Source organism: Mesorhizobium sp. LCM 4577 (assembly GCF_001854795.2).
GTDB lineage: Bacteria > Pseudomonadota > Alphaproteobacteria > Rhizobiales > Rhizobiaceae > Mesorhizobium > Mesorhizobium plurifarium.
This window is the reverse complement of record NZ_MDDU01000017.1, coordinates 70,352-82,596: the sequence shown is the minus strand read 5'-3', so window position 1 is coordinate 82,596 and position 12,245 is coordinate 70,352. Positions and strand designations below refer to the sequence as shown.

At 59.4% G+C, this 12,245-nt stretch carries 6 protein-coding genes, 1 pseudogene and 1 riboswitch; of the genes and pseudogenes, 2 read left to right on the top strand and 5 right to left on the bottom strand.

Annotated features, from left to right (window positions below; genetic code table 11):
• Nucleotides 1-76 precede the first annotated feature (76 nt).
• The gene (tnpA, locus tag LCM4577_RS19490) at nt 77-427 is read right to left on the bottom strand and encodes an IS66-like element accessory protein TnpA (protein WP_071072940.1); all 351 of its coding nucleotides are present in this window, start codon (nt 425-427) and stop codon (nt 77-79) included.
• Nucleotides 428-915: 488 nt separating this feature from the next.
• Between tnpA and glmS the strand changes: the two genes are divergently transcribed.
• Nucleotides 916-2,739 (top strand): glutamine--fructose-6-phosphate transaminase (isomerizing), encoded by a 1,824-nt coding sequence (gene glmS, locus LCM4577_RS19485; RefSeq protein ID WP_071072938.1) that lies wholly within the window; start codon nt 916-918, stop codon nt 2,737-2,739.
• Nucleotides 2,740-2,987: 248 nt separating this feature from the next.
• Nucleotides 2,988-4,091, top strand: a complete 1,104-nt coding sequence (locus tag LCM4577_RS19480; RefSeq protein WP_083354778.1) for a site-specific integrase — start codon at nt 2,988-2,990, stop codon at nt 4,089-4,091.
• A 701-nt stretch (nt 4,092-4,792) separates the two neighbouring features.
• On the opposite strand, the pseudogene LCM4577_RS19475 reads toward LCM4577_RS19480, so the two are convergent.
• The 4 genes and pseudogenes from LCM4577_RS19475 to LCM4577_RS19460 form a co-directional block, all read right to left on the bottom strand.
• A pseudogene (locus LCM4577_RS19475) lies at nt 4,793-5,720 on the bottom strand (TCP-1/cpn60 chaperonin family protein); the annotation flags it as partial.
• A 257-nt stretch (nt 5,721-5,977) separates the two neighbouring features.
• The gene (metE, locus tag LCM4577_RS19470) at nt 5,978-8,341 is read right to left on the bottom strand and encodes a 5-methyltetrahydropteroyltriglutamate--homocysteine S-methyltransferase (RefSeq protein ID WP_071072930.1); all 2,364 of its coding nucleotides are present in this window, start codon (nt 8,339-8,341) and stop codon (nt 5,978-5,980) included.
• A gap of 95 nt (nt 8,342-8,436) precedes the next feature.
• Nucleotides 8,437-8,629: riboswitch (cobalamin riboswitch) on the bottom strand.
• 496 nt (nt 8,630-9,125) lie between these two features.
• Nucleotides 9,126-10,118: an adenosine kinase gene (locus tag LCM4577_RS19465; protein WP_071072929.1), complete on the bottom strand. Its 993-nt coding sequence runs from the start codon at nt 10,116-10,118 to the stop codon at nt 9,126-9,128.
• 751 nt (nt 10,119-10,869) lie between these two features.
• Entirely contained in the window at nt 10,870-11,727 is an 858-nt protein-coding gene (locus LCM4577_RS19460; RefSeq protein ID WP_071072927.1) for a sterol desaturase family protein, read from the bottom strand.
• Nucleotides 11,728-12,245 lie beyond the last annotated feature (518 nt).

Below are 12,245 nucleotides of genomic sequence, written 5' to 3'. Positions count from 1 at the left end.
AGGCCCTGCATCCCGCGACGCATATCGGTCCGGCCGACCGCCAACCAGATCCGCACCTGGCTCGGAACCGGGATCATCAAACGCCCAGCGCCTTCACCATCGCCGCCGCCAGTGTCGGTGGCGTGGTCAGCGGAATCCGCAACCGCATCTTGCCGGCGATCTCCAGTTCGATCACCGCTGGGGGCGCCGCCGGCCTCGAAGCGGCGACAGGCTCATCGGGAACCACGACAACTTCGGCAAAGCCCGTCTGGCGGGCTCTCATCGTGCGGCGCCACTTATAGATCAGGCTGGTCGCGACATCGTACTGACGCGCCACCGCCGCCACCGTGGACCCGGGCGCGAATGCCGCGGCCAGTATCCGGCACTGATCCTCTTCACTCCAACGACGGCGACGCTCAGGCCCGGTCAATAACGTCACATGGCTCATGCTGTGCTGCTAACTACGCTCGCAAGGACGACCTCAAGAGCGCAGCCTCGCTATCATGCCATGCTCGCGCAAGGCGGCCCTCGCCGGAGGCGTACGCCACGAAGGCCTGCATTATCGCGAATCTAGTCATCGCCACGGAATGATCCCCCGCGCGGGGGCTTCAAAAAAGTGCCCCCTTCAGTGTCCTTGGCCTGTGATGTTGGCATAGGTGGTGCCGGGGATAACCGCGGCAAGGTCGCTATCGGGCCGGATGCAAACCCTTATCTCCGCCACTACCGTCAGAGCCGAGCCTCTTGGCACAGGCGAAGGCTCTGTTGATATGCCGTTGCGCATCTTTGATCCATTTATCGGGTGGATGATTGCTATTCCAACAATCAATTTTACCGTCCTAATAAAATCGTATTAGAGGATCCTGAATTGCAGCGCGGGGGTATCCTCGTCGTGATCGGTGCGTCGACTGAGGCTGCCGGAAAGAAGTCGGAGACGGCATGTGCGGGATTGTTGGTATCGTTGGGCAACAGCCCGTATCGGAGCGGTTGGTCGACGCCTTGAAGCGTCTGGAATATCGCGGCTATGATTCCGCCGGGGTTGCGACGATCACCGAGGGCGCCTTTCAGCGCAGGCGCGCTGAGGGCAAGCTCGTCAATCTCGAGAAGAGACTGAAGGCAGAGCCGCTAAACGGCTCCATCGGCATCGCCCACACGCGCTGGGCAACCCACGGAGCGCCGACGGAAGGCAATGCGCATCCGCACTTTACCGACGGTGTGGCTGTCGTCCATAACGGCATCATCGAGAATTTTGCCGAGCTGAAGGAGGAATTGACGGCGGCGGGAGCCGAGTTCCAGACCGACACCGACACGGAAGTCGTCGCGCATCTTGTGGCAAGACACCGCCAGGAGGGCATGGGGCGGGGCGAAGCGATGCATGCCATGCTGAAACGCATCAAGGGCGCCTACGCGCTCGCCATCCTTTTTGAGGATGATCCGTCGAGCATCATCGCAGCGCGCAATGGACCACCGCTGGCAATCGGCCACGGCGACGGCGAGATGTTTCTAGCATCCGACGCGATCGCACTTGCCCCCTTCACGAATGAAGTTACCTATCTCATCGACGGTGACTGGGCTGTAATCGGCAAGGGGGGTGCCGATATCTTCGATTTCGACGGCTACCCCGTAGAGCGTCCGCGTCAGACCTCCATGGCCGCGGCTTATCTGGCCAACAAGGGCAAACATCGCCACTTCATGGAGAAGGAGATTTACGAGCAGCCCGAGGCCATCGGCCATGTGCTCGCCCATTATGTCAGCTTGATAGAGAATCGCGCCGATCCGGTTCCGAGCTTCGATTTTGCCAGCATTCCGAGCCTGGCGATCTCTGCCTGCGGCACCGCCTACCTCGCCGGACTGATCGGAAAATACTGGTTCGAGCGCTATGCTCGCCTGCCAGTCGAAATCGACGTTGCATCCGAATTTCGATACCGCGAGATCCCGTTGTCGCCCCAGTCTGCTGCTCTTTTCATTTCGCAATCTGGCGAAACCGCCGATACGCTGGCCTCGCTGAGATACTGCAAGAAGCTTGGACTGAAAATTGGCGCGATCGTCAATGCCGCCGAATCGAGTATCGCTCGGGAGGCCGACGCGGTCTTCCCGATCCTTGCCGGGCCGGAGATCGGCGTCGCCTCCACCAAGGCCTTCACCTGCCAGCTTGCCGTTCTTGCCGCACTTGCCATCAGCGCCGCCCGGACCCGCGGAACGGTAACCGAAAATGAGGTGCAGGCGCTGGTCCGAAGCCTTGCCGAAATGCCGCGCATTGTGGGCCACGTCCTGAACAGCATCCAACCTAAGGTAGAGCTTCTGGCGCGCGAATTGTCCAAGTATCACGACGTCCTGTATCTTGGCCGTGGCACCAGTTTCCCGCTGGCGATGGAAGGTGCGCTGAAGCTCAAGGAGATTTCCTACATCCACGCCGAGGGCTATGCGGCGGGTGAATTGAAGCACGGTCCGATCGCATTGATAGACAAGAACATGCCGGTGATTGTCATCGCGCCATTTGATCGCTTTTTCAACAAGACCGTCTCCAATATGGAGGAAGTCGCCGCCCGTGGAGGGCGGGTTATCCTCGTCACCGATGAAAAAGGAGCAAGCGCATCCAAGCTCGACACCATGGACACGATCGTGCTGCCAGCTGTCGACGAGATTATCGCTCCGATGATCTTCTCTCTGCCCATACAGCTTCTTGCCTATCACACGGCGCTCTTCATGGGCACAGATGTCGACCAGCCGCGCAACCTCGCAAAATCAGTCACCGTCGAATAGGGAGACCTATCGCAAAAGCGGAAACTTTCTTGTCGCGAACCCATTGCTACATCGCAATTTTTTTGATTTCCGGCCGGAAACTGCGTTGGATGTTTTTGGGATGGTTACGGAGACCTGTAGGAAATCGGAAACTAACTTATTCGGTGCGGGAAGCGGCTAAGCCTCTGCGTAACAAAAATTAAGGTGCATAGGCCGTAAATTGAAACCTCCAAACTTCGGTTGAAGCGCTTGGAGGGCGCGGCTGAGACATGTCACCAGTCACCCGTGCCCATGCCGATGTTGATGCGGAAGAACCAGGGGTGGAGCCTTGGCGGAAAAGGCTTGGGCCCCAACCGTTCCAGATAAGGCGCTTCAATGGCCGAAACGGCCGTGCCGTCGCGATCCTTGTCGACGAAAAAGCTGGCCCCGCGTTCTATCCGAACGTGTTTGTGACGGCTGCCTTCGTGAAGGCGAATCGATCTCCCGAGACGTGCGTGACGGCTTTGGCCAGCATCGCTATGGCCAGATGCTGGGCAAAGTCGAGAGGAGCGAATCTAGATCTCCAGTTAAGGACCGGAGATTTGCTCAGCATCGAAGAGGTCGAATCGCTGGCGGACTACCTGTTGCTCTCGGCAAGGGCTCAGGCAGAACAGATTACTCCCGTCAAAGACCATGGGGCCGGTACGCAAATCCTCAGGCCATTCGGATCTCGTCCGCAGCAGGCAATGGCTGCCGACAGCCGATTGGCGAACCCGAAGGAAGCAGCCGTTCGGATCCACTACGTCGCCGAGTACTTCGATTGGCACCTCAAGCTTGGCTTGGGATCGCTCGAAAGGCTAAAGCGGGAAAGCGCGGATCTCCGGACGCTTGGCGAGCAGCTGCTGTCCAGGTTGCGCCAGCGCGGGCGCGGCTTCAACATATCGACATCCGACGACGAAACCCTCGAAGGCATCCCGGCGGAGATGGTGGACAAGATCACGGCGGCGCTTGCGCCGGGGTCTCCTGATAACCCATTCGAGCCTGGGTTCGTCCAGGACCGGAACCGCCTTCTGTGGCTGCTCTACGCAAGCAGCGGTGCGCGCCGTGCCGAAATCCAGTCGGTCCTGGTTCGAGATGTCGTTTACGCGGACCGGACCGTGTTCGTCAGACGATCAAAGACACAACCGCGGGACGTGTTCATCGGCAAAGAGGGTGCCGAGGAATTCGATTCTTTTGTCGAAACGCGTTGGTCCCGGTTGCCGAAAGCGGCCCGGAAGCATGGCCAACTCTTCACGGACAAACAGGGTAGGCTGCTGTCGCTCAGGCAGGTGAACCGGATCTTCGAGCGGATCCGAGCGATGTTGCCGGATGCTCCCGACTGCCTCACACGATGAGGCGGACTTGGAACGACCGCTTCAGCGAATTGGTCGACCAACAGCCCCCGGAAAAGAGAATGGATCCTGAGCAGGAGATCCGCATCAGGAACAAGCTTCAGGGGTGGTCACCGCAGTCCGAGATGGGAGCGCAGTATGCCCGTCGCCATATCCGAAAGCGGGCCGATGACCTCGCAGAGAGGCTGGCCAATAACATTATAGAGCGAGGATCAGGTGAGCGCGGCAGAGCCGAAGAAGAGAATTAAGGACGACGCCAAAGACGTCGCGCTACTTGATGGTCGAGTTGAGGCGATCTTACTGACGGGAGTGACGTGTATAAGTAGCGATCAAGCGAGGCATCGCTATGATTTTGGCTGGAACGACCCGAACCTGACGTGCTGTCGTTCTGCTACCGCGATCTTGCACGGCATGTTCTCCACGCACTCGCTCTCCTACGTCCAGGCGTGTACCCGATATGTCGGGGCCGCCATTGCTGAGGGAAGGAGAGCCGGCCGCCCAATGGAGATGCTGGGGCTTGTTGATATTGCTGAGTGGCCTGCAAGGCACGGGTTGGCGACTTGGCCCTTTTTGCGGGCCGTACTGTCGCGATGGACTGAATCCGGTTTGCCAGGTCTTGAACCGGAACTTATCGCCTTCTTGACTGGCCCGGAGGCTTTTGAGGAGCGATACGAGGGGCAGTACTTCGCCCTTGTAGCAAACGATCCCGAGCGTGGCGCCTTACCGCCCGGCATGCTGCCGCTCCTTCTTCGGAGCTTCGGCATCATGGCTCCGGTGGTGACGAGCAGGCCGGCGACCGAGGCCGCGTCCTGGAGAGCCGCGCGCAGGACTTTCATCGATCGACAATGCCCATGCCGATCATGTCGCCATACTCGCCATTCTGGGCGTTGAAGCCAAACGTCGCCTCCCTGTTATCGAGGATCTTGYCGGCGACGATCGAAGCTTCGGCGCCTGCATTCGAAGCGATCTGGCGGGCTGGGGCCTGCAGCGCACGACGCACTATTGCCACGCCCGCGGTTTGCTCGGCATTGGCGCCGGTGACGGTAATGGCCAGAAAGCGCGCAGCAGAGCCATGCCGCCTCCCGCGACAATGCCTTCTTCTACGGCCGCGAATCAGCAACGGCTTGCCTGACTGCACGACGGCCTCAAGAAGAAGTGCCTGCAGATTGCTGAGCTTCTTCTCGTGGATCAGCACATACGGCTCGTCCAGCTCGACGCGCATCTTGTCTTGGTTGGTGACGAAATAGGGCGAGAGATAACCGAGGTCGAATTGCATGCCTTCGACGACTTCCAGCTCGGTCTCAGCGGTCTTGGCTTCTTCGAAGGTGATGACGCCCTCGTTGCCGACCTTCTGCATCGCTTCGGCGATCATGGCGCCGACCGACTCGTCGCCATTGGCCGAAATCGTGCCGACCTGGGCGACTTCCTCGGAGGTCGTGATCTTCTTAGTAGCCTTGCCGAGCGCCGCGACGACTTCGGTGACGGCGGGGTCGATGCCGCGCTTGAGGTCCATCGGATTCATGCCGGCAGCAACCGCCTTGGTCCTTCCTCGACGATCGACTGCGCGAGAACCGTCGCGGTCGTGGTGCCGTCGCCGGCCATCGACTGAACATCGGTTGAAAAATTGGTAACAGTGAACACGGAATGAAGCGCCCCATGTTGGAGCGTCGCGCGTTCGAAGGTTGGTTCGCCCAGGATCAGCGGCTGCTATAAATCCAATGGATGGAAAAGAATGGCTTCATGACAGCGCCTCACGGCAAGCACCATGATGAACATGCTTCCACAACGCGATCAGAAGTTTTCTCCCGAACGGCATTGATGCCAGCTTGCCAGGCAAATGTCGGGCAAAGGCACCCGTCCGCGACCGCTGCTGCTCACCCGTTTACGGGTCACAGGGGCCGCGCGAGCTCGGCCTGCTGTTTCTCCCGCAGGGCGCATGCTGCCGCAACCATGTTAATCAGGGCAGGGCGGACCTCCTCCCATTTGCGAGTTTTGAGGCCGCAGTCCGGATTTATCCACAGTTGACCATCGGACAGTCGCTCGCGGGCAAGCATGACGAGCTCCGAAATCTCGGCGACTTCCGGAACGCGCGGTGAGTGGATGTCATAGACTCCTGGACCGATTTCGTTCGGATATTTAGAGCTCGTAAAGGCGTCCAGCAGTTCCATTGCCGAGCGCGATGTCTCAATCGAAATCACATCCGCGTCCAGCTCAGCGATCGCGTCGATGATCTCGTTGAACTCCGAATAGCACATGTGGGTATGGATCTGAGTCGAGTCCTTTACACCTGTTGAAGCGATCCGGAAGCATTCGACCGACCAGTCGAGATAGACCTTCCAGTCGCACTTGCGCAGTGGCAAGCCTTCGCGAAACGCGGCCTCGTCGATCTGGATCATCCTTGCGCCGGATCCTTCGAGGTCCGTCACTTCATCGCGAATAGCGAGCGCGATCTGGCGGCAGACCTCGGAGCGGGGTACGTCGTCGCGGACAAAAGACCAATTGAGAATGGTCACTGGGCCTGTAAGCATTCCCTTCACAGGCTTTTGCGTAAGCGACTGGGCGAATTGCCACCAGCGCACCGTCATCGGATTGGGGCGCGATACGTCGCCGAAGATGATGGGGGGACGCACGTAGCGCGACCCATAGCTCTGCACCCAGGCATGTTCGGTGAAGGCGAAGCCGGAAAGTTGCTCGCCGAAATGCTGTACCATGTCGTTTCGTTCGAACTCGCCATGCACCAGCACGTCCAGCCCGATCTCCTCCTGCCAGCGAATAGCAGCCTCGATCTCCTTCTTCAGAAAGGTTTCGTAGTCGACATAGCTGAGCCGGCCCTTCGCGTGAGCGGAACGCGCCTTGCGCACCTGAGGCGTCTGCGGAAAGGATCCAATGGTCGTCGTCGGGAACGGCGGCAGGCCGAGCGTGCGGGCCTGGACCCTGGAACGCTCGGCAAATGCGCTCTTTCGTTGCTTCATGGCGCCGTTGATGTCGGCGATCCGTCCTTCAACGAGCGGGTCATGGACCTTCGTGGATGTTGCGCGAGTTGCGGCAGCCTCGGTAGAAGCTTTCAACTCGCCAGCCACCGCATCTTTACCTTGGGACAAGGCCCGAGCCAGGATGACCAGCTCGTCGGTCTTCTGGGCCGCGAAGGCGAGCCACGACCTGATGTTCGCATCCAGTGCCGTCTCCATACGCAAGTCGATGGGCACATGCAGCATCGAGCACGAAGGCGCGATCTCGACTCGATCCAAGGGCCAGCCCGCGACGGTCGGCTTGATGCGGTCGAGAATGGCAGTGAGGTTCGCGCGCCAGACGTTGCGGCCATTGATCAAGCCAAGCGATAACACCAGATCCTTGGGCGCGAGCCGACCAGCCGTCTCCAACTGTTCGGGAGCATGGGAGAGATCAAGATGCAGGCCGGCCACAGGCAGCGATATCGCCGTCTCGAGATTGTCCCCCAGCGGCCCGAAATAGGTAGCCAGCATGATCTTCAGCTCGGGCGCGGCCTTCGACAGCTGCCCATAGGCAAATTCAAGTGCGGCTCGTTCGTTCGGGTTTAGGTCGAGCACAAGCGCTGGTTCATCGATCTGCACCCAATCGGCTCCCGAGAATTTCAACCTCCGCAGGAGTTGCTCGTAGACGGGCAGAAGTCGCGGCAGGAGCGTGAGGGGATTGAAACCTTCGGCAGGTGACTTCGCCAGCTTGAGAAAAGTGACCGGTCCAAGGATGACCGGGCGTGTATGAATGCCCAGGGCTTTAGCCTCGAGGAAGTAATCAACCGTTTTGGTCGACGAGAGTGTGAACGCCTGATCGTCGTCAAGTTCCGGCACAATGTAATGATAGTTGGTGTCGAACCATTTGGTCATTTCCATCGCGGTTAGGGCAGTGCAAGCCGCAGGCTCCCGACCAGAGTCGCGATTGCCCGTCTGACCTTGGTTGCCGCGGGCCATGGCGAAATAGATGTCGAGTGGGACCTCGCCGCCATTCCATGCGTAGCGGGACGGCACGGCGCCGACCATGGCGGCGGTGTCGAGTACATGGTCGTAGAGCGAGAAGTCGTTCGACGGGATTTTCGACACACCGCGATCGCGCTGCTCCTCCCAGTTCGCGGCACGGAGCGCCTTTGCCGTCGCGAGAAGCTCGGCAGCGCAAGATTTTCCGGACCAATAGCTTTCAAGCGCGAATTTCAGTTCTCGCCTGCGACCGATGCGCGGCACACCAAGCGTTGCTACAGGAATTTGCTGAGAGAGAGTCATGCGATACCCCGATGATTGAGGCGTGGGGGACAACGAAGGCGCCAGTAGGCCGGTCCGAACGCCGGGCCGCAGCGGCCACCGAGACACCCCGCCCGTGGACAATAGTTCGCCGTGGCAGGTCTCCTGGCTCGGGGTCATAGCCTCTACCCGTCTTCCCGAGGCTGTTCGCCTCAGTGACATGAGTGGGGTCGGCTCGCCTCTTGCGGGGGCAGCGCCGGCATCGCACCGGCTTCCTCTTAGCTCCGCTGCGGCAGCGCCGTACGGAGAACCATGGCTTGGACACAATCACAGCAGTCAGCTCTTGTGTCAATCTCGCATAAAGAAATGTTTATGTCATTATGTGAACGCACTTTGACGGAGTGATTTCTAAGTCGCGTAGAGGACGAACTTTTCGATCGTGAAGATGTTTAATTCGGCACGCGGTAAGTGAGATTGGCTACATGAAGCCAGACCTTGGCCGCTGTAGGTGACCGGGCCAAATTGACAAATGAGCCGGGCCTTTGGTCGGACCGATTGGGGCGCGAGCCAGGGTGGCGCGCCAGCAGAACTGCGAGGCTAGTCGCATGCTGCAGTATGCGAATGTGGGCGTCCGCGCGCCGACTGATATCAAAGATCACCTGAAACTGCCACCGGTAAGCGGCGCCAACCCGTTTCTGAGTTCCGGCAACTAGACCAGAAACGCCAAGGGGAACCCTCGACGGAATGCACATGCGACATTTCGATTTGCTCGCGCTTTCCTAAACAGCTTTCACTAGGAGGAAGGAAGCTGGTCCTTGGCACGCCCCTACAGCAGGCCTGCCTGTTCGGCCTCGCGGCGCAGGTTCTGGCGCGGCCGCGGGCCGATCTGCTGGATCACCAGCCCGGCCGCCAGCGAGCCGAGGTCGCCGCAGTCCTGGAGGCTGCGGCCGCTCGTATAGCCGTAGAGGAAGCCGGCGGCATAGAGGTCGCCGGCGCCAGTGGTGTCGACCAGTTCACTGATCGTGGTCGCGCGGATAGTGACGGTCTCGTCGCCGCGCACGATCACCGAGCCCTTTTCCGAGCGGGTGACGGCGGCGATCTTGCAGTCCTTGCGGATCGCAGCCAGCGCGTCCTCGAACGAAGCGGTCTGGCAGAGCGATTTGATCTCGTGGCTGTTGGCGAAGACGATATCGACCGTGCCCGAGCGCATCAGATCCAGGAACTCGTCGCGGTAGCGGTCGACGCAGAAGGAATCCGACAGCGTCATCGACACCTCGCGCCCGGCCGCATGCGCCAGCCTGGCGGTCTGCCGGATCGCTTCCTTGGCGCGCGGCGGATCCCACAGATAACCCTCGAAATAGGTGACCTTGGCGCCGGCCGCCTTGTCGGCCTCGACGTCCTCCGGCCCCAGCTCGACGCAGGCGCCGAGATAGGTGTTCATCGAGCGCTCGCCGTCCGGCGTGACGAAGATCATCGAGCGCGCCGTCGGCGGCTCGCCTTGCAGTGGCTTGGTGTCGAAGGCCACCCCCTGGGCGCGGATATCATGGCTGTAGATGTCGCCGAGCGCGTCGTTGGACACCTTGCCGAAGAAGGCGGCGCGGCCGCCGAAGCTCGCCACGCCCGCCGCCGTGTTGCCGGCGCTGCCGCCTGAAGCTTCGATCGCCGGCCCCATGCGGCTGTAGAGCAGCTCGGCGCGTCGGGTGTCGATGAGGTTCATCGCGCCCTTGATGATGCCGTTGGTTTCGAGAAAGGCCTCGTCGCACTGCGCGATGATGTCGACAATGGCATTGCCGATGCAAAGCACGTCATATTCCGGCATCAATGTCTCCGCCAACGAGTACCGGCTTTCTGCCATGCCGGCCGGGCGCGATCATTTGGGATGGGCTTTCCGCATGCCAATCTATTCGGCACGAGTCTCGCGGCGCTGCGAGCCTTGCATCGTGCCGTAAGTGCCGGCCTCTCCCAAGTAGACTCTTCGCGCCCGAAGTGCTCATAAGTCGCGGCTTTGTGACCGGAAATAAATGCACCCGGCTTGACCTCGCTGCCCTCAAACAGCCTTTGGGATTCCTACCATTTTTAGCGATTTGGTATTGCAAAGCCTCTGTGAATTTTCGGGAAGGATCTGTAAAAATGCTCAACCGAAATGCAACGCTATGCCGGAGACGATCCGAGGTGGTGCGGGCTGATGGTACCGCGCGACGGGGCGGTGCAGAACGGCTATTTGACCGGTTTGCACTCACGCCGTCTGGCTGGTCTCAGTGGATAAACCGTGTCGTGAAGCAGATAACAGGTGCCCACCTTGCCCGCTTAGACAGAGCGCGCGGAAGCCCGAGAGGGATTGCTGGCTGACGGTGCAGCGCCGGCAAAGTCACGCGACTGGACACGACCATTTCCGGTCAATCTCGCCAACGCGGCAGCGCGATAGGAAAATTCCCTACTCTGCTGCCGCTCAGGCGCAACAGTCCTCGTTAGGTGGAGGCTCGTCGGGTATCCGTGCGATGTTCCAAATATGCATTCATCCTTGGCTTTCTGGCCTGACAGTCAGGTACAAGGCGTAAGCCTCCACTCGTCTAATCCCTGGCCTCCACAGCATTTCCGACTTTTGGTTTACGCCAGCGACGTCGATCGAATGGGAACATAATGTAATCCCGCACGGTCAGCGGCTCGGGCTGGTTTCGCATGCCAACCTCCGGCCACTCATTCTTTTTTGGCCAGTATGCCGTTAGAAAAACCGTATCCCAGAGGGTTGTGAAAAACCCATAGTTTCGGTGCCGGTGATCCGCTTCCATCGAGTGGTGGATGCGGTGGAATTTGTTGTCGCCAATGATATAGCGAAGCGGCCCAAGATTGATGCGGGTACTGGAGTGCGAAAGATGGGCCTGGAACGTAATCAGCGTCATGGCAACGATGGGCACCACGCCAGATTCAAAATGGATCACAGCGAGTGGCAGTGCTACCAGCGCCGCGTAAACGAGTGGTTCGGAGATGTGATGATTGCAATTCCATGCCGTCAATTCGCGGATCGAATGGTGCGTAGCGTGAAGCCGCCAGAGGAATGGAACAGCATGCTGAGCCCGGTGCATCCAATAGTAAAAGAAATCGCCAGCAATCGCGACTAAAACGCCGGAAAGGACCGCCAATCCACTGCTGACGATTGCGTTGTCAGAGTGGAGCATCGTTGCGAAGTTGATCGTTACCAGCGGCTTTACTCCTAGCCACGCCAGACCAACAGCGAAGAAGTGCCAAACAAACGCACCCAATCCGAGTCGAATAAGCCAATTCCGCACGCCTCGAGCGTATGAGGCAAGACTGTATCGATAGGCCGGGAAGGTGAACTCCAGCGCGGCGCAGATGGTGGCGAAGACCACCACCAGCTCGAGCGAGTCCACGAAGATCTGCGATATATGATTAAAATCGAGAATTTGCATTTGTTTGCTCCGGCGAATCGTTCAAGCTGCGCGAGCTTCAGGTCGGAACATCGAGGCAGTCATTTTCGTCATCAGGGCGAATCCAATCGTTAGTAGATCTCCGGCACGGCCCGATAAATTCGAGGTCGGCACCCGAATTTTTATCCGCGCAGAAAGTACCAATTGCACGAAGCGGTCATGCAACTTGCTTTTCGTGCGCATTCAGCGGTGATTATTGCGTCGGTACGCGGGGCATCGCGGGAGCGGACTATGCGGGGTTCTCCTGGATTGGTAAAATCGATTGTTTGGATGAGACGTATCCGTTTCCTAAATGATCGGAAAAGACCCTTGGGCGAGTTGGCTGCCCGAGGCGACAGACTATGCGTCAGTGTTGCGGCGGCAACTTGCTACGGCAAAAGAGCGTTGCAAAAATCACCGTAAGCGTCACGAGCCCCGCACCGTTGAGTAGTTGGTCGACAGAGGCAGGTCAGATGCGGGCTGCATCGTGACGCTCACAAATCAGCAGCTCGGCGCGCAGG